Annotated in this window: 24 protein-coding genes and 1 tRNA gene; 20 read left to right on the forward strand and 5 right to left on the reverse strand. The window is 68.1% G+C overall.

What is annotated here, in order from left to right; genetic code table 11:
• The first annotated feature begins 16 nt into the window (after window positions 1-16).
• Window positions 17-1048, forward strand: a complete 1032-nt coding sequence (locus ABZW96_RS08250; protein WP_355072973.1) for a PDR/VanB family oxidoreductase — start codon at window positions 17-19, stop codon at window positions 1046-1048.
• 32 nt (window positions 1049-1080) lie between these two features.
• Window positions 1081-2859 (forward strand): SDR family oxidoreductase, encoded by a 1779-nt coding sequence (locus ABZW96_RS08255; protein ID WP_355072568.1) that lies wholly within the window; start codon window positions 1081-1083, stop codon window positions 2857-2859.
• Window positions 2860-2861: 2 nt separating this feature from the next.
• Here the strand turns inward: ABZW96_RS08255 and ABZW96_RS08260 are convergent, their stop codons facing one another.
• Both ABZW96_RS08260 and ABZW96_RS08265 read right to left on the reverse strand, forming a co-directional pair.
• Entirely contained in the window at window positions 2862-3347 is a 486-nt protein-coding gene (locus ABZW96_RS08260) for a hypothetical protein (RefSeq protein WP_355072974.1), read from the reverse strand.
• Window positions 3348-3689: 342 nt separating this feature from the next.
• Window positions 3690-3842, reverse strand: a complete 153-nt coding sequence (locus tag ABZW96_RS08265) for a hypothetical protein (RefSeq protein ID WP_174553193.1) — start codon at window positions 3840-3842, stop codon at window positions 3690-3692.
• A gap of 78 nt (window positions 3843-3920) precedes the next feature.
• Between ABZW96_RS08265 and ABZW96_RS08270 the strand changes: the two genes are divergently transcribed.
• Both ABZW96_RS08270 and ABZW96_RS08275 read left to right on the forward strand, forming a co-directional pair.
• Window positions 3921-4916 carry a zinc-binding dehydrogenase gene (locus ABZW96_RS08270; RefSeq protein WP_355072571.1) on the forward strand — a complete coding sequence of 332 codons (996 nt, stop codon included), beginning with the start codon at window positions 3921-3923 and terminating at the stop codon, window positions 4914-4916.
• A 64-nt stretch (window positions 4917-4980) separates the two neighbouring features.
• Entirely contained in the window at window positions 4981-5145 is a 165-nt protein-coding gene (locus ABZW96_RS08275; protein WP_355072572.1) for a hypothetical protein, read from the forward strand.
• 10 nt (window positions 5146-5155) lie between these two features.
• Here ABZW96_RS08275 and ABZW96_RS08280 read toward each other — a convergent pair whose 3' ends face one another.
• Window positions 5156-5584, reverse strand: coding sequence for a nitroreductase/quinone reductase family protein (locus tag ABZW96_RS08280; protein WP_355072574.1), 429 nt, complete (start codon window positions 5582-5584; stop codon window positions 5156-5158).
• A 112-nt stretch (window positions 5585-5696) separates the two neighbouring features.
• Here ABZW96_RS08280 and ABZW96_RS08285 point away from each other — a divergent pair.
• From ABZW96_RS08285 to ABZW96_RS08295, 3 genes are all read left to right on the forward strand, one after another.
• Window positions 5697-5770: transfer RNA gene (locus ABZW96_RS08285), tRNA-Ile, on the forward strand.
• Between the two features lie 97 nt (window positions 5771-5867).
• Window positions 5868-6800 (forward strand): tyrosine-type recombinase/integrase, encoded by a 933-nt coding sequence (locus ABZW96_RS08290; RefSeq protein WP_355072576.1) that lies wholly within the window; start codon window positions 5868-5870, stop codon window positions 6798-6800.
• Window positions 6801-6865: 65 nt separating this feature from the next.
• Window positions 6866-7396 carry an HD domain-containing protein gene (locus tag ABZW96_RS08295; protein ID WP_355072577.1) on the forward strand — a complete coding sequence of 177 codons (531 nt, stop codon included), beginning with the start codon at window positions 6866-6868 and terminating at the stop codon, window positions 7394-7396.
• An 18-nt stretch (window positions 7397-7414) separates the two neighbouring features.
• Here the strand turns inward: ABZW96_RS08295 and ABZW96_RS08300 are convergent, their stop codons facing one another.
• Window positions 7415-7885 (reverse strand): NUDIX domain-containing protein, encoded by a 471-nt coding sequence (locus ABZW96_RS08300; protein ID WP_355072579.1) that lies wholly within the window; start codon window positions 7883-7885, stop codon window positions 7415-7417.
• Between the two features lie 6 nt (window positions 7886-7891).
• Window positions 7892-8632 (reverse strand): helix-turn-helix transcriptional regulator, encoded by a 741-nt coding sequence (locus ABZW96_RS08305; protein WP_063049160.1) that lies wholly within the window; start codon window positions 8630-8632, stop codon window positions 7892-7894.
• 75 nt (window positions 8633-8707) lie between these two features.
• Between ABZW96_RS08305 and ABZW96_RS08310 the strand changes: the two genes are divergently transcribed.
• From ABZW96_RS08310 to ABZW96_RS08370, 13 genes are read left to right on the forward strand one after another with little or no spacing between them, the layout of a single operon-like run.
• Window positions 8708-8995, forward strand: a complete 288-nt coding sequence (locus ABZW96_RS08310) for a helix-turn-helix domain-containing protein (RefSeq protein WP_355072581.1) — start codon at window positions 8708-8710, stop codon at window positions 8993-8995.
• Window positions 8992-9264 carry a hypothetical protein gene (locus ABZW96_RS08315; protein ID WP_355072583.1) on the forward strand — a complete coding sequence of 91 codons (273 nt, stop codon included), beginning with the start codon at window positions 8992-8994 and terminating at the stop codon, window positions 9262-9264. The genes ABZW96_RS08310 and ABZW96_RS08315 overlap by 4 nt, the downstream gene beginning before the upstream one ends.
• Entirely contained in the window at window positions 9258-9413 is a 156-nt protein-coding gene (locus tag ABZW96_RS08320; RefSeq protein WP_355072585.1) for a hypothetical protein, read from the forward strand. Before ABZW96_RS08315 ends, ABZW96_RS08320 begins: the two co-directional genes overlap by 7 nt.
• Entirely contained in the window at window positions 9410-9751 is a 342-nt protein-coding gene (locus tag ABZW96_RS08325; RefSeq protein ID WP_355072587.1) for a hypothetical protein, read from the forward strand. The genes ABZW96_RS08320 and ABZW96_RS08325 overlap by 4 nt, the downstream gene beginning before the upstream one ends.
• Entirely contained in the window at window positions 9748-10080 is a 333-nt protein-coding gene (locus ABZW96_RS08330) for a hypothetical protein (RefSeq protein WP_355072589.1), read from the forward strand. Before ABZW96_RS08325 ends, ABZW96_RS08330 begins: the two co-directional genes overlap by 4 nt.
• Window positions 10077-10487, forward strand: coding sequence for a hypothetical protein (locus ABZW96_RS08335; protein WP_355072591.1), 411 nt, complete (start codon window positions 10077-10079; stop codon window positions 10485-10487). The genes ABZW96_RS08330 and ABZW96_RS08335 overlap by 4 nt, the downstream gene beginning before the upstream one ends.
• Complete coding sequence (locus ABZW96_RS08340) at window positions 10484-11545, forward strand: hypothetical protein (RefSeq protein WP_355072593.1); 1062 nt, start codon at window positions 10484-10486, stop codon at window positions 11543-11545. Before ABZW96_RS08335 ends, ABZW96_RS08340 begins: the two co-directional genes overlap by 4 nt.
• Window positions 11542-13545 carry a hypothetical protein gene (locus ABZW96_RS08345; protein ID WP_355072595.1) on the forward strand — a complete coding sequence of 668 codons (2004 nt, stop codon included), beginning with the start codon at window positions 11542-11544 and terminating at the stop codon, window positions 13543-13545. Before ABZW96_RS08340 ends, ABZW96_RS08345 begins: the two co-directional genes overlap by 4 nt.
• A 38-nt stretch (window positions 13546-13583) precedes the next feature.
• A complete protein-coding gene (locus tag ABZW96_RS08350; RefSeq protein ID WP_355072597.1) occupies window positions 13584-14207 on the forward strand; it encodes a hypothetical protein in 624 nt (207 codons plus the stop codon).
• Between the two features lie 22 nt (window positions 14208-14229).
• Window positions 14230-14595, forward strand: coding sequence for a hypothetical protein (locus ABZW96_RS08355; protein WP_355072599.1), 366 nt, complete (start codon window positions 14230-14232; stop codon window positions 14593-14595).
• A 38-nt stretch (window positions 14596-14633) separates the two neighbouring features.
• The gene (locus ABZW96_RS08360; protein ID WP_355072600.1) at window positions 14634-16130 is read left to right on the forward strand and encodes a hypothetical protein; all 1497 of its coding nucleotides are present in this window, start codon (window positions 14634-14636) and stop codon (window positions 16128-16130) included.
• A 1-nt stretch (window position 16131) separates the two neighbouring features.
• Window positions 16132-16551: a hypothetical protein gene (locus ABZW96_RS08365; RefSeq protein WP_355072602.1), complete on the forward strand. Its 420-nt coding sequence runs from the start codon at window positions 16132-16134 to the stop codon at window positions 16549-16551.
• 3 nt (window positions 16552-16554) lie between these two features.
• Window positions 16555-16890, forward strand: coding sequence for a hypothetical protein (locus ABZW96_RS08370; protein WP_355072604.1), 336 nt, complete (start codon window positions 16555-16557; stop codon window positions 16888-16890).
• Window position 16891: the final 1 nt, after the last annotated feature.

A 16891-nucleotide genomic window follows, 5' to 3' on the forward strand; every position in this document is an offset into this window, starting at 1 on the left:
CGACCGCACCGTGCGGGTGCTCGACGCGGTGGCCTCGGCTCGACTGCGCTGGACCGCTCTGATCAATCGGCGCGATCCGCGGCCGAAGACGGACGATCGGCGGCTCGCGCTGGTGGTCACCGAGCGGCGGATCGAGGCGCACGACCAAGACGTGGTGAGCCTGCGGCTGGCCGCCCCCGACGGGCGCGCGTTGCCGCCCTGGCGTCCCGGCGCGCATCTCGACCTCGAGCTGCCTTCCGGCCGTTTGCGGCAGTACTCGCTGTGCGGCGACCCCGCGGACGTCCGCGCCTACCGGGTGGCGGTGCGCCGGATCCCCGAAGGCGGCGGTGGATCTGTCGAGGTGCACGACTGTCTTCCGGTGGGTTCGGCGATCGTGGTGCGCGGTCCGCGCAACGCCTTCCCGTTCGCCGTGCCCGGTCACGGATCTCCCGCCGCGCGTTTGCATTTCGTGGCGGGCGGCATCGGCGTCACGCCGATCCTGCCCATGGTCAGGTTGGCGCATCGGCTGGGTATCGAGTGGTCGATGGTGTACACGGGGCGCAGCCGGGATACCTTGCCCTTCCTCGACGAGTTGGCGGGATTCGGCGACCGCGTCGTGGTCCGCACCGACGACGAACACGGTCTCCCCGATGCGGGCGCCCTGCTGCCCGGCGTCGGACCCGACACCGCCGTCTATTGCTGCGGTCCGGTGCCGATGATCACCGTCGTTGCCGATGCGGTGCGGGAAATCCCCCAGGTGGAACTGCATTTCGAGCGGTTCTCGCCACCGCCGATCGTGAACGGTAAGCCGTTCGAGATCGAATTCGCTTCCACGGGGGAGGTCGTCGATGTCGCCGCGGACCGCACCGCGCTCGACGCCATCCTCGCTTCCCGGCCCGACCGCCCGTACTCGTGCAGACAAGGATTCTGCCGCACCTGCAAGGTCCGGGTACTGGCCGGCGAACCCGACCATCGCGACAGCGTGCTCACCGACGCCGAGCACGAGGCGGGCGTGATGCTCGTCTGCGTCTCGCGCGCCGACGGTGGCCGCCTCGTGCTCGATCTGTGATCCGACCCGCCATTCGGCTGAGGAGAAACCTGATGACCACCACCGAAATCGCCGAAATCCCCGCAGTGGGACGCAGCGTGCGCAGCGGCGAATTCGACCTCGCCGTCTACGAATACGGTGACCCGGCCGCGGAAACCATTGTGCTGGTGCACGGTTGGCCGGACACCCATCACCTGTGGGACGCCGTTGTTCCGCGCCTGGCTCGACGCTTCCACGTCGTCGCCTACGACACCCGCGGGCACGGACGCTCCACCCGCACCCGGCGCACCGCCGACTTCCGGCTCGACCGCCTGGCCGCGGACTTCTACGCGGTCGCCGACGCGGTCAGCCCCGATCGGCCCGTACATGTGCTCGCCCACGACTGGGGTTCGGTGCAGGTATGGGAAGCGGTGTGCGAGCCCGGCGCGGCGGCCCGGATCGCGTCCTTCACCTCGGTCTCGGGACCGAACCTGGACCACGTCGGCAAATGGATCCGCGACCGGCTGACGCGTCCGACACCGCGCAACGTGTGGCAGCCGTTCACCCAACTGCTGTCCTCGGCATACACCTTCTTCTTCATGACCCCCGGGCTGCCGCGCGCCACCTTCGGACTGGTAGGGACCGAACGCCTCTGGCGGCGGGTCGTCGCGCTGATGAACGAGACCGAGCCGTCGAACGTGCGTCTCGGCCCCACCTTTCGCGCCGACATCGTCGACGGCCTGCTGATCTACCGCGCGAACATCGTGCAGCGCATGCTCGCCCCACGCGAGCGGCGCACCGAAGTGCCGGTGCAGCTGATCGTCGCCGGACGCGACGTCGCCGTGCGACCCGCCGGATTCGACGACGAACACAAGTGGACCGAGCGGCTGTGGCGGCGGGACGTCCCCGCCGGGCACTGGATGCCGTTCTCTCATCCGGAGTTGCTGGCCACCGCGACCACCGAACTGATCGACACCCTCGGCGGCTCGGCGGCGCCCCGGACTCTGCGCCGCGCCGAGGTGGGGCGGTCCGCGCGGCCGTTCGATGATCGACTTGTGGTCATCACCGGCGGTGGCAGCGGCATCGGGCGCGCGACCGCGCTCGCCTTGGCCCGTCGCGGCGCGGAGATCGTCGTCTCCGACATCGATCCGGCGGCGGCGAAGGAGACCGCCGAGCTGATCGCCGCCGAACACGGTGCGGCGCACGTCTATCCGCTCGACGTCGCCGATGAAGGCGCGATGCGCGCGCACGCCGAGGCGGTGCTGGCGACCCACGGCGTCCCGGACATCCTGATCAACAACGCGGGGATCGGTCAGGCCGGTGGATTCTTCGAGACGTCGGCGGAGGAATTCGACCGGGTGCTGCGGATCAACCTAGGCGGGGTGGTGAACGGCTGCCGCGCGTTCGGTCCGGCTATGGCCGAGCGCGGTCTCGGTGGACACATCGTGAACCTGTCGAGCATGGCGGCCTACAGTCCGCAGCAGGGGTTCAGCGCCTACGCCACCAGCAAGTCGGCGGTGTTCATGTTCTCCGACTGCTTGCGAGCGGAAGTCGCCGGTCGCGGCATCTCGGTGCACACCATCTGCCCCGGCATCGTGCACACCGACATCGTGCGGCGCACTCGGTTCTCCGGCGTCAGCGCGGAGGAGGAGAAGCGCAAGCAGGAGCGTTACGACAACCTGTACCGGATGCGGCGCTACGGGCCGGAGAAGGTGGCCGAGCGGATCGTGCGCGCGGTGCAGCGGGATCGCGGCATCGTGCCGGTGACGCCGGAAGCCCACTTGCAGTACCACTTCGGCCGGTTCGCGCCCGGCGTCGTCCGATTCCTGGCGGCGCGGGTGAAGCTGACCTGAGATCAGGAGGCGAGAGTGCGGGCCAGCTCCGCCTCGACGGCCACGACCCGATCGGCGTCGATGCCCCACGGGTGCTCGACACCGACCCGCCGGTCCAGATCCCACAGCACGCATTCCTCGCCGGGAGCCGCCACGAACGACCACGCGACCACGGTGCGGCCGAGCTGTTCGTCCATGGATCCGTGCGCGGGGTTCGCCGGCCCGGCGCCTTCCGGGAAGTGGTGCAGGAAGCGGCCGTAGGCCCTCGCGCAGAAATCGGCGTAGCGCGTGGTGCACAGGATGAATCCGTGCCATGCCTCGTCGACCGCGTGTGACGGCATGCCGATCACCTGGTTGTCACGCATGGCCGCGCCGCAGCACAGCAGCCACTGGCGCAATCCCTTGTCCACCAATTCCCGTGGCTGCCAAGGGCAGGTCTTGTAGACTGCCTCGGGCAGTTCCAGCGCGTCGACGGCGGCGCGTACGGTCGCCAGGTCGACCTCGCGCACCGGGTTTCGACGGAACCTGAAGTTCACCACAGTTCACTGTACGTGCGCGCCGATGTGCCGCTACCGTTCTGACATGAGCGCACTCATCTTTCTGATCATCCTGTTGATGGTGCTGCTCCTCGTGGCGGCTCCGATCATCGCCGTAGTCGCCATCATCCGTTCGCAGCGCAACCGCTATCAGCCGCCGCCGTACGGTGCGTGGCGCGGTGGGAACCGAAGCGGCGGATATTACGAGGGGGGTTCCACAGATCCGTTCTGGGCGGCCGGCGGAGCCGGTCTGATCGGCGGATCCGACCAGCCGAGCGGCTGTGGCGGCGGGCATCAGCACCACCACGGCCATCATCACCACGGCAGCAGTTGCGGCGGGGGAAGCGGTTGCGGCGGCGGGAGTAGTTCCAGCTGCGGCGGCGGCAGTAGTTCCAGTTGCGGTGGTGGCAGCAGTTCCAGCTGTGGTGGTGGCAGCAGCTCCAGCTGCGGCGGCGGTTCCTGACGCACGATTTGACCTCAACACGACTTCAGGTTCCATGCTGATCTTCGTCCGAAGACGGCAAGGAACGACGAAGGGTGTGTGACATGCGGGCTGTGCAAGCCGGTGAGTTCGGTGGACCGGAAGTGCTCGTGGTTCGGGAGCTGCCGGATCCGGTGGCGGGACCAGGGGAGGTGGTCGTCGACGTGGCCGCCGCGGATGTGATGTTCCTGGACACCAGGCTGCGGAGCGGTTGGGGAACCGACTTCTTCGCGATCGAGTTGCCCTATGTGCCCGGCGGCGCGGTCGCCGGGGTGGTGGCGTCGGTCGGTTCCGGCGTCGATTCGTCCTGGATCGGCAAGCGGGTGTCGACGCCCACCGCGGCCAGCGGCATCGGCGGCGGCCTGCCGATCGGCGGATATGCCGAGAAAGCGCTGGCCAAGGCGGATACGCTGACTGCCTTGCCGGAGGGGCTGACCGCGACGCAGGCCGTCGCGCTGGCCCACGACGGTCGAACCGCGCTCGCGGTGTTCGACCATGCCGCCGTCCAGCCTGGGCAATGGGTCCTGATCACCGCCGCGGCCGGTGGGCTCGGTGTGCTGCTGATCCAGCTCGCCCGTGCGGCGGGCGCGCACGTCCTCGCCGCCGCACGTGGCGCCGCCAAGCTGGAACTCGCCGAGCGGCTCGGCGCGACCGCGGTGGTCGACTACTCCGCGCCCGACTGGGCGGCGAAGGCGCGCGCCGCGACCGGGGGAGCGGGCGCGCACGTGGTGTTCGACGGCGCGGGCGGCGCGCTCGGCGAGGCGGCGCTCACGGTTGCCGCTGATGGCGGGCGTTTTTTCGGATACGGAGCCGCCGCAGGCCAATTCGCCGTACTGAACCAGGAAACCGCCGCGGCGCGCGGCATCAGCGTCTACGGGCTGTTCGACATCACCGGCGCGGACATCGATTGGCAGGCGATCGCCCGGCGCGCTCAGGAGGAGGTCGTCGCGGGCCGCCTCGAGGTCGTCATCGGTCAGACCTTCCCGCTCGACCAGGCCGACCGGGCGCATGCCGCCATCGAGTCGAGGGCGGCGCTCGGGCGCACTTTGTTAACAGTGTGAACAAACCGGCGAACTGGACAATCGACGTAGTGCGCTGCCCCGGCGACGGCGCTAGGGTGCCGGGGTGGAAACTGTGCTCGTCGTCGCAATCGTCATCGTGGTCCTCGGCTTCGTGGTAGCTGTCGTCCAGTTCGCCAGCAGGCCGCCGAAGGAAGCCGAGCCATGGGACGACCATGACGACGCCGAGGACTACGAGGACGACTGGGACGAGGACTACCGCGAGGGCTGACCCCGCTCCGCTACACCGGGGTCAGCACCACGACCGCGATGGGCCGCTTCGTCAGCTTCTGATAGGCGCTGTAGCGACCCTTGTTCACCTCGTCGACGAGCGCCCACCGCCGCGCGTACTCGGGATCATCCGGCAGCGTCGCCCGGGCCCGCACCGTCAGTTTCCGCCGTCCGACCTGGATTTCGCATTCAGGTCGGGCCTTCACGTTCGCCAGCCATCCTGGCGGCCGCGGCGATCCGCCGTTGGACGCCGTCACCAGATAGTCCGCACCGTCGCGCGCGTACGTCAGCGCCGAGGTCCGTTTCTTGCCGGACTTGCGTCCCACCGTCCGCAGCAGCAGCGTCGGATTCCCCAGCAGCAGCCGATGCCCCACCAGCCCACCGCTGTTCTCGTACACCCACTGATGCGCCTTCAGCACCTTCGTGAACAGACCGGCCATACCTGACCCTCCAGTAAGTTTCCGACCCACCCACCCTAGGTCACTCCAGCCGACTGGTCCGGAACCCACCCGACCCGGTAGCATCCCCAACGCTCGCGGTTCCCCGCGGCACGGGGCGGTAGCTCAGTCGGTTAGAGCCGTGGACTCATAATCCATTGGTCGCGGGTTCGAGCCCCGCCCGCCCCACAAACACCCGCTGACCAGCGGGTTTTTGTTTTTCTGGAGAGGTTTCGATCTAGAACAGCGCTCTTCCACGAATAGATTATTGCGGTAGCATCGGGCGATGGGGACGGCTTCGCTGGACGACATCCGCGAGTTGCGAGACGACTTCGCTACCGAGCTGCGGAGGAAGAACCGTGCCAAGAAGACGATCGAGGTCTACCTGGTCCACATCGGCTACTTCGCTGATTACCTGGTCGCCGAGGGGCTACCGACAGATGCGCCCGAGATCACCCGTAACCACATCGGCGGGTACATCGAGACACTGCTTTCCAGGACGAACCGGCGGACCGGTGAGCCGCTGTCCCCGCAGTACGCGCGCAGCCAGTATCGGAGCCTTCAGCAGTTCTTCAAATACCTTGCGGCCGAGGAGATCATCGAATCCGACCCGTTCGACAAACTGAGCCTGCCGGACGCCCCGGACAAGCTTGTGCCGGTCCCGAGTCTCGAATCCCTGCGCGCCTTGCTCGACCAGTGCGCCGGGACTGACTTCGATTCGCGGCGGGACAACGCGATCATCCGTCTGTTCGCGGACACGGGGTGCCGCTGCGGCGAGGTCGCCAACCTCGGTCTGGACGATCTCGACTTCGAGGAGAACAGCGCGTTGGTCGTCGGCAAGGGCGGCCGGCCGCGGTCGTCACCGTTCGGCGATAAGACGCGCATCGCGCTGCGCCGGTATCTGCGCGCCCGCAACCAACACCAATTCGCGAAGAAGAGCGACCGGCTGTGGCTCGGGCGGCAGGGTCCTATGACCGACCATGGCATAAGGCAGATGTTGGAACGCCGTGCCGAGGCCGCGGGCATCGACCACATTCACCCGCACATGCTGCGCCACTGGTTCGCCCACAACTGGCTCGCCAACGGCGGCCAGGAACAGGACCTCATGATGTTGGCCGGATGGCGCTCCCGTCAGATGCTCGACCGCTACGGCAAGTCTGTTGCCGACCAACGCGCAAAAGCAGCCCACCGTCGAGCACGTCTTGGAGACAAGCTGTAGGGCCATCCGGGCGGCGCAGTCAGGGGCAACAGCAGGTCATGCGGCAAGGCGATACGGTTGCCTGTATGACCGATGACTTCGTTGCGTGGGCTGCGCAGCTGGCACGGGGCAATCTCGTCGGCCTGTCTCGGCGGTGGCAGCACGTCCAAGGCGTTGCTCGGCATGCTCAGCAGGCCGTCGATGTGGTTGACGACGGCGACCTATTGTTGGCTGCGGCGTGGCTGCATGACATCGGCTATGCGCCGTCGATCCGTAGGACCGGATTTCATCCGGTTGATGGCGCCGAGTTCCTGCGGCGTGAGGGCGCGCCTGAGCGATTGTGTGCTCTCGTCGCCAATCATTCGTGTGCTTGTGTCGAGGCGCGCAATCGCAATATCGAGATCAGCTGGCCGGATGAGCAGACAGCGCTCCGCGACGCGCTGTGGTGGGCGGATATAACGACGACCCCAACCGGTGAGACGACGGATGTGCTCAGTCGCATTGCTGAGGTCCGCGAACGGTACGGCCCGGATCATGTCGTATCCAGGTCGTTGGCTGAGGCCGCGCCTGAGCTGATCGAAGCAGTTGGCCGTACCGAGAAGTTGTTGGGTGAATAGTCAGCTGTTCGTCGTCTGTCACGTGTAATACGGCCGCGCTGAAGGGGTCAGGCCCCGCTCAATACGAAGCGCGATCGATGGATGGACGTCCAGAGACGAAACGTCGCTCGGTGCAACCCATCTGACTTCCTTCGACTCCGAACTGGTTCGGAGTTCGCCTCCGATTGGGTCGGCGCGAAAGCAGATGGAGAACTCTTGACGGACTTCACCATCGTCGTATGCGATGACGTGCTCCGGATTCGAGAATATTCCGATGAGGTCGGTCACCTGGACGTCGATCCCGGTTTCCTCTTTGACCTCTCGTACGAGCGCCTGTGTCACCGTCTCGCCCGCTTCGAGCCCGCCCCCAGGGATCGAATAGTGATCATTGTCGGTGCGGTGGATCATCAGGATTCTGCCCTGTGAATCGCGCACAAATGCACTAACGGCGACCTTGATGTTGTTCGGCGTGGGTGCGTCAGGGTCGTGGAAATAATCGGTCCGGGCCATGAACGATCACCTTTCGGGGGTCGCGTTCGACCATACGTGCTCGAAGCTGGTCATATACGTCTCGAACATGTCGCCAGCGGGCAACTGGCGCAGATGAAGCGCGGGGGCGTGCGCACCCGGCAGCCCGTAGACATGCATGTTGACGATCATCTCGTTGTCGAATCGGAACACCGAGTTGTAGAGCGTCGTGTCGTGGTATCGAAGCTCGACGCCCTCGATCTCGGCCAGCGGCTCGATCAGTGCGAGTGCGTTGTTGATACGCGAGGGCACGGTGCCTGCCGCCAGGCGTTCCTCGGCGCTCCGCTTGTCGGCTTCCGCCGCGGTCGGGCGACCGAACAGCAGTCGAACCTTCAGCCCGTCGCGTGTCTTCTTGCGCAGGGTTCGTGTGAATTCGGGCTCCTCGGCAAGGAACAAGCCCGCGAGCACGAGGACGTCGAGTTGTTCGCTGGTGCTCGACAGCAGCCGCTTCCACAGGTCGCTTGGAATTGCACTGCGGTGTGGGTAGACCGTCAGGACTTCCGATTGTGCAACCTCGACCTTCCGTTCTGGCGCGAGAGCGTCCGGCCACAAGTAGTTCTCGGTTTCTCCGACTAGCGCGGCGACGGCATGCCGGTGCTTCGGGTAGGGCACGCGGCCCTTCGTGATCCACCGTTCGACGGTCTTTGGCTCCACGCCGACCTTGTCCGCGACGTCCGGGATGTCGAGGCCAGCCTGCTGCATCGCATTGCGAAGGCGTTCGTTCGCCATTTCGCCTCCAATTTCAGGGACGTCTAGGGACTTCTTTAACGGTACCTGAGACGTCTGGACAAGTCCACCTATGCGGTGCTTACGCCCGAAGTTTCGGCGAAAAGTGGGGAACTGCAACGTATTTCCCACTTTTCGAAGGAGCGGGCATTGATGGACAAGGCTTCTACTGAGGCCCGGAATCTGATCAGCCTCAAGACCGCGGCGGCCCTCGTCGACGTCGACACGAAGACGATTCGAAACTGGATCGCGGCCGGTGATCTCAACGGATTCAGGGTGAACGGACGCCTGCTGCGGGTCGAGCGTGACGAGTTGCTGGCGCTGATCCGGCCCGCCGCGACCATCATCAACGGCGGTGTGGCATGAGCACCCCGGTCGAGCGGACATTGCAGGCGCGGATCGCCGCGCACGAGTCCTGGGCGAAAACTTCCGATCGCGCGGCGCGCACTGCGAAGGCGCGGGCGGCGATGGCGAGCAAGTTTGACCGCATTGTCGACCCGGATGGGCTGTTGAGCCCGGAGGAGCGCGCGTACCGCGCTGATCAGGCTCGGAAGGCTCATTACACGCGGCTCGCGTTGAAGTCTGCGCAGGCCCGCCGCCGTCGCGGTCGAGACCGCAGGGGCGGTGAGTGCTGATGCGGGCGCGGACGTTCGGTCTGATGGTTGCCGCCATCGCGGTCGGCTACCTCGTGCTGACGGCACCTGAGGTTGTCGGTTTCACGGTGATGTCTTTGGGCGCGATCGCGTTCTGGCGGTCGTCGAGGCGCTGGAAGGTCCGGCGATGAGCGCGCCGTGGCGGCAGGACCCGCCTGTTCAGGGCTACACGGTCACGCATTTCGACCGCCGTGGCGGACACAACCCGTTGCACTCCATGGCCGGTCCGGAGTTTACCGGCACGAGTGCGGTGTTCGCGCCGCTGGGGTTGTTGCCGCCGATGGTTCGGCTGGCTGCGGTCGGTGTGCTGCTGCTCATCGGGATGGGCGGGTGCACGGCGGCGTGGATCGATCAGCAGGACTATGTGCCGTCGCCGAACATCTGCCGCCCGGTGGACGCCGGGGTTCCGGCGGAACCGGCGGGGTCGTGTGTGCCGCGGTCGCAGCTGCCCGAGGGGGTGGCGCCGTGAGCGCGGCGGACCGCCACCGCGAGCGGGCGGAACTGGAGGCCGAGAAGGCCTGCTTGGATGTCGTTCACGGTGTGCTGGCCGACATGGTGTTCTCCGCTGGCGATGTGTCGGAGGCGAAGGACTACCGCGACAACGACTTCGAGATGTCGAGGGCGCAGCACGTCGGTGAGCATCAGGCGCAGGTTCACGCCGAGCGAACTGCGGTGTGGGACCGGTTGCTCGACTACCGCCATGGTCCGGCGTTGGCGGCGAAGATCCGCGCACAGATCGCCGCTGATCGGGACCGTTTGCGCCGGGAGCCTTCCCGTGGGATCGAGCGTTCGCGATGAGCCGTTTTCACGATCCGGATGGCAAGCGGTTCGGTATCCCGACGTGGCCGTGGGGTTTGGCGCCGCAGTATCTGCGGACCCGCCGTCAGCTGGCGCGTGAGGGCAAGAGCCCTGGGGGTGAGTACGAGGCGCAGGTGCTGCGGGCGCGGGGTGGTTCGCGCGGTCCATTGAAGGCGCACCTGTACGACGCGGAATCGGCGGTGCCGAAACGAGTTTCGAGCGAGGCGCAGCTGGAGGCATTGCAGCTGGCGCGGTGGACCCGCTCGGCGATGGCCGCGGAGCGGCGAGGGGTGGATGCGACGGAGATGCGCGAGTTCATCGCGCAGGCCCGCGCCGACATCGCCGAGCGCCGCCGCGCGGCCGGTCACAGCCGCGGTTCGCGGCAGGGAAGGGAGCGAACCCGATGAACCACAACAAGGAGAGTCACGGCGCGGATCTCGACGAGTCCATCACCGCGTTGCGCGCCTCGGGAATGAGCTACCAGAAGATCGCCCGCACCCTGGGCATCCGTGCCCGCCGGGTGGAGGTGACGCTCGGGGAGGTCACGCGATTGCACGGTCGCGGGCTCAGCCAGGCCGAGATCGGGCGGCGAGTTGGCCTGCCTCGCACCACCGTTCAGGCTCTCATCCCCGACCGGCCGCAGCGGTCGACAGCGCGAAAGACATCGGTGTTGGCGGCGTTGTCGGAGATGAACGGGATGCAGCGGGACACGTTGGGCTGGTTCCTGGGGATGGAGCGCAACCACGTGTACGCGCTGGTCGCCGACCTCGTCCGCGACGGCGACGTGTACGAGCCGCAAGAGGTTCAGGCGGGTGAGAAATGGGTGGTGCCCACCCGCGTAACCGCGGCCCGCTTCTTGGGTTGGCGGCCCAGTGATTGGCGTCCGCGGTTGGCGTTGGCCGAGCACTACCGGGCGGTGGCGCAGGCACGGGTGATGTTGGTCGGTTCCGATCCGCAGCTGTGGGTGTCGGAGCGGGTGCTGCGCCACCGTGTGCAGTCCGCCGAGGGCGGACTGCGGTCGAAGACCCCGGTGCCGGTGTCGACCGGTCGCGAGCCGCAACTGGGGCGCACCCACATCCACGACGGCCGGTTCCTGGGTGCTCGGGAGGGCGTTCACGGCTGGTGGGCACTGGAGGTCGAGCTGTCCAAGAAGCAGCCGGAACACATGGACATCGCGTTGCGGGGCGCGATCCGCGCCGCCCGTGACAGCGACGTCGAACCGATGGTCGGCGTGCTCTACCTGTGCCGGTCCCGAGCCGTCCGCGACAACGTCAACGCCGCTTCCGATCGGCTACCAGACCACGAGTTCGGACGGCTGGAACTGCATCTGGTGGTCAGCGATTTCGACGCGGAATGGGCCGCGTGGCTCGAGAAGTACGCGCAATTGCGCGAGGCCAACAAGGCAGCGAGCCCGAACCGTCGGCGCCGCAACCTCATTCATCTCTCCCAGCAGGAAGCATCATGAGCAATCCGAACTGCCAGCCGATTCTCACCCCTCAGGACTGCCACCCCAACGGCAGCCCGCAAGTCCCCGCCACTGGCCAGCCGGACATGCCGCCAGTGGAGCCGGGTGCGGATAGCGGCCCGATGGTGCCGCAGGCACCGCCGATCCGCCACGTCGAAGGCTGGGATCTGCCGACGCTGGACTTGTCCGCGGTCGGTGACGCGGCCTCGACAGCGACGGTGTGCGGTGTCGTGATCGTGGCGATGCTGGTCATGATCGTGGCCGTCGCGGCGCGCTGGCCGTTGGCGCCGCACCGGTTGCGCAACTTCGCGATCGGGTCGCTGCTACTGCCCGCGGCCTCGGCGATGGCCGGCGGATCCTGGATCACCCCCACCTCCCTGTTGTGGTCGGGTGCGGCGCGGATTGCCGACGGCGACATGGGCGGACTGCGCACGATGGTCCTGCTCGGTGCCCCGGTGGCCGCGCTGGCGGCGACGTACTGGTGGGCGTCGTTCGTGCACAAGACCAACACCGTCGGGTTGAAGAACCTGGGCCGCACCGAGCGGGTGCAGGCGGCGCTCGCGGCACGCCAGTTCGCCGGGGCCGCTCGCGCCGCGCGGTCGGTCGGTGCCCCGTTCACCACAACGGACGGGATCGTGCTGGGGCCGCTGGCGGACCGGCGCTCGGCGAACCCTCTCGGTGTGTGGTCGGAGCTGACCGCGCGGCATCAGGCGTGGATGGTGGTGCCGCACAAGGAAGCGCGCCGCCAGATGGCCGCGTTCGGCACGACCGGGACGGGCAAGACGGAGCTGCTCAAGCGGTACGCGGTCGGGATGCTCGAATACGAGTGGAACGCGTGGCAGCGGTGGAAGGACGTGCCGGGCATGCGCGGCAAGCACCCACGCCCGCTGCTGGTGGTCGTGTCCTGCAAGGGCGGCAACGACGACAAGGTTCTCGGGCACGAGTTGCGCGAGATCGCCCAGCGCCGCGGTATCGCCGCCGACCGCATCGCCGAGGTTCCCCACGGCGCCCGGCTGGACGTGTGGGCGATGCGCGCCCGCGACCAGCGCGCCGTGCTCGGCGACATGCTCAACGCCGGACAGGCGTCAACGTCGGAAGGCCAGCACTTCGACGAGCTGCGCCGCCGCATCGTCTCGCTGGTCGTCGACGCCCCGGCCGGGCCGCCCCGGTCGAGCCAGGAATTCTTGCAGCGGCTGAATCCTGAGACACTGCTGGATCTGTGGGGCAACGCCCCGGACGTGAAGCGGATGGTCGAAGCCCTCCAGTCGGAGAAGGTCGACCAGCTCGCCGACATGCTGATCAAGGCATCCAACCTGTTCGACAGCCTCCAGGGTGAGGACGGTCGGATGGTGTTCGACGACGGCGTCGACCTCGACGACCTCGACGTGCTGTATGTGACCGTGCCCGGCCTGGACAAGGACGCCGCCCGCGCCCAGGTCGCCGCCATCCTGCGGATGCTGATGCAGCGCGCTGCCCGCACCGCCAAAGACCAGCGTCGCAGCGTCACCCTGATCATCGACGAGCTGAGCGCGCTCACCACCAGCCAGGGCTCGATCGGGCTGGAAGAGGTGTGCGAGCGAGGCCGCTCCCAAGGCGTGAGCGTGCTGTTCGCCGCCCAGAGCCCCGAGGGCGTCGCCGGGGACCAGTGGGCGCTCGACCGGATCTTGAAGTCCTGCGCGGGCGGGGTGCTGCTCGGCTACGTCGAGAACGCCGGAGAGCTGTGCAAGCACTTCGGGTCGGTCCGGCACATGCTGCCGTCGCGGCACCTGATCAAGGGCCAGCGCACCGGCGACGAAGGACAGGTGTCGGTCGGCGAGAAGTGGCTGGTCGACCCCGACCGCGTCCGCCAGTTCGACACCGGCCAGTTCGTCTATGCCAAGGCCGGACGCGCCCAGTTCGGGCACGTCGTGCCCGTCGACCCCGCCGCCGTGCGTCCCCTGCCCGGCACGACCGCTGCCGATCCCGAGGCCGAGACCGTCACCGCCGACGCGACCGCCTGAACCTCGCATTTCTCCGAAACCTATTGAAAGGCAATTCCATGCGCATCATCCGACCCCACGACGACAACGACGACGACGAGGGCCAGCGGCGGCCCGACCCCGCTGCCACACCGACCGATCCCGCGATCGCGGGTGAACTGTTCGCCGACGAAGTCGAGGACTGGCTGGCCGGTATCGCCGACCTCGACACTGCCCCGAGCACCGCGCCCGCACAGACCGAACGACCCGCCGCCGACGCCAAGCCGGTGCGCCGGGCCGCGCTGGCCGTCGTGCCCGACCTCGACGACGAACCCACCGAGCAGGCCGCCGCCGCGGTGGCGCCGGTCCCGGCGCGGTCACGGGCGCAGACCGCGCGGCGCACCGCGGCAGCTTCCGCCGTTGTGGTCGGCGCAGCCGTGACCGCCGGATGGGGTGAGGGGCCGCTGGTGGTCGGTCCGCTGGCCGTCTACGGCGGCGCGTGGGTGGCCTACCTGTGGTGGAACGCCGCCCACCGCCCGCCCCTGCCGCAAGCCATCGGCACCGTCACCGCAGGTATCAGCCACGCCGTCGCCGCCGTCGCGACCGCCATCGTTGGGCTGCTGCGAGCCCTGGTCGAGCGCATCGACCGCGCCCGCACCCAGCACGAGACCAACCGCACCATCACCAACCCCCAGGTCCAGTGACCACCACAAGGAAGGAAATCCTTTGAGCACCAACAAGATCCCAGACGACCCGATCCGCACTGCGCCGGTTGATCTGTACGAGCGCCTGCACAACGTCGACGACCAGCTGTTCCAGCTGCGCCGCGAGATCAGCGAGATCCGCCGCGAGTACGCCGCCCTGCGCCGCCACCCCGACGCGTTGGCGGTCGACAACCTCGGCGACCCGATCGACCCCGTCGAAGCCACCTTCCGCGCGGAAACCGCGCTGGCGATGGCCGACGAGAAGTTGGATGCCGCCGACATCTGGCTGACCCGCGCCCGCGGCCGGTACGCGACCCGCCTCAAGCTCACCGCCGCCGCCGCCGACGAACTCGACCGGCGCCGCAACCGCGTCGAGCGCACGCGATGAACACCGAAAACACCCACCGCAGAGAGGAATTCACCGCAATGACCGACCGTAGCCCTGAAGACGAGATGATCGCCGAGGCCCGCAAGTTCGCGCGATCACTGCCGGAGCTGACCCGCCTGCACGCCCAGGCCCGCAACTTCTTGGAGCGTCGCAAGATTCGCAAGGAGATCAGCCGGACGCTGCGTGAGCAGCGCCGCGAGGCCGAGGTGATGCGTAAGCATCAGCTGACCTGGACCGGTCAGGCTATCGACCGCTACCGCGTACACGTCCAAGCGGTCGCCGCCCGTGCGAACGACTCGAGCGTGGACCATGACCGGCGCGCCCGCGACGCTCACGCGCTGGCCGAGCACCGCAACCGCCTGGCCCGTGGCTTCATCGGCAACGAGCACCTGACCCGCACCGAGCAGGGCATAGCCCTCGACGGGTTGGACTCGGCGACGATCTTCCCGCACTTCCAGGTCGGCAACCTCTTCGCCAAAGCGCACAAGGTCCGCGGCCTCGACGCACTGCGCTACCGCGCCCACGTCGCCCGTGAGACGGTCAACACCCGCCAGCGCGCCGAGGTGGAGCGTGAGGAGAACTGGCAGCAAAGCCTGGGCGCCGCGCGCCGCGCCAACGCCGAGGAGGCGCTGCTCGCGCGTATCGACGCCGCCCAGGCCCACCGCCACCGCTACACCGCGGAAATGACGTGGACCGACCCGGACGGTGGGAAGCTGACCGAATCCCGCTCGTTCGCCACCGAGCACGGCGCCACCAGCTGGTTGCAGCGCAACATCAGCGGCACGTCGTGGTCGGACGGCACCACTCTGGCGGTCGAGACCCGCGACACCCTCCACGCCGCGAAGCAATACGTCGACTACGGCCGCCCCGAGACCGTCGCCGGGCAGCTCGCCGACCGGGAGTCGGTGTTGCGGGAGCGGATGCTGTCCGGGCAGGTTCACCGCGAGCACGCCGCCCGCCAGCGGGAGAACACCGACCGCGAACGCCCACCCGAAACCACCGGTGTTGACCGGCTGGCGCAGGTGGAGCGCCAGTTGAACGACATGGCCGCCGACCGGGACCGGCTGGAAAACCGGGTCGGGTTGCTGCAACGCGGCCTGGATTCGGTCACCGCCGACCGCGACGAGATCCGCCGCAAACTCGACTCCGCCGAGGGACACATCGAGGCGTTGAAGAACCGCAACCTGCGCCTCGCGGCCGAGATCGGTGAATTGCGGGACCGGCCGGGTGTCGAGCAGCTGACCGCGGAGCGTGACCAGCTCAAGCAGGAACGCGACGAAGCGGTGCGCAAGCTCGTTAGGTCCACGCCCGAGCGCGAGCGCTACGGCAACCGCCAGCACGGCAACGGCAACGGCTCGGCGCCGACCTCGGAGCCGGGGCGGCAGTCCGGCGACACCGGCCCGGTGGGCAAGCGCGCCAGCTATCTGCGCGACCTCACCGGTACCGGCCGTGAGCAGGCCGGTCCGGATACGCAGTCCTGGCCTGGGCCGGAGCGGAACGGCAACGGCCGCAACGGTATCGAGCGGAGTCGTTGACATGGAACGCGAGCACGAGGAAGCGATGCGGGCCGAGTTCGCCCGGTTCACCCAGCTGGGGGAGGACATGTACCGGCCGGGCACGACCGATGCCGAGTGCGACCGCATGGTCGAACAGCGCCGCGAGACCGATCAGCGGTGGAGCGAAGGGCCGCACGCCGAGCACTGGAGCTACTTGTCGGATGCCTACGAGGACTGGCGGCAGGCGCCGGACACCATGTTCCGGTTCCTCGACAACATCGACCACAACGGCGGCGAAGGGGTCACCGACCTCCAGAACCGCAGTCTGCGCCAGGCCGGGCAACTGGCCGGTCGAGATAGCGAGAAAGTCCGCGACGCCGCCCGCCGCTACATCCACCGCGCCACCTCCCAGCAGCCCACGCCCCGATCCGGCCGCGGACAGCTCGAGCGGGGGCGGTGAAGCATGCACATCGAGCACGAAGAAGCGATGCGCGAAGCGTTCACCGAGGTCGACCGGCTGTCGCGGCTGCGGGACCGGCCGGGCGCGAGCGAGTCGGAGATCCACAGCCTCTACGCCAAAGAGGAGGCGATCGACCAGGGGTGGCGCAACGGCCCCCATCTCGGGGAGTGGAAGTACCTGAAGGCCGTCCACGACTTGTGGTCGCGCTCGCCCAGCTCCGTGCGGCGGATGCTGTCCTTGCCGGGCGCCGATTCGTTGGACGGGGTGCAGCGGCGCAGTATCGAGCAGGCCCGCATCCTCACCGCCGCTCAGCGGCCGGAGATCGAGCGGGGGCGGTGAC

The organism is Nocardia sp. NPDC004168 (assembly GCF_040610355.1).
In the GTDB taxonomy this organism is placed as follows: domain Bacteria; phylum Actinomycetota; class Actinomycetes; order Mycobacteriales; family Mycobacteriaceae; genus Nocardia; species Nocardia sichangensis.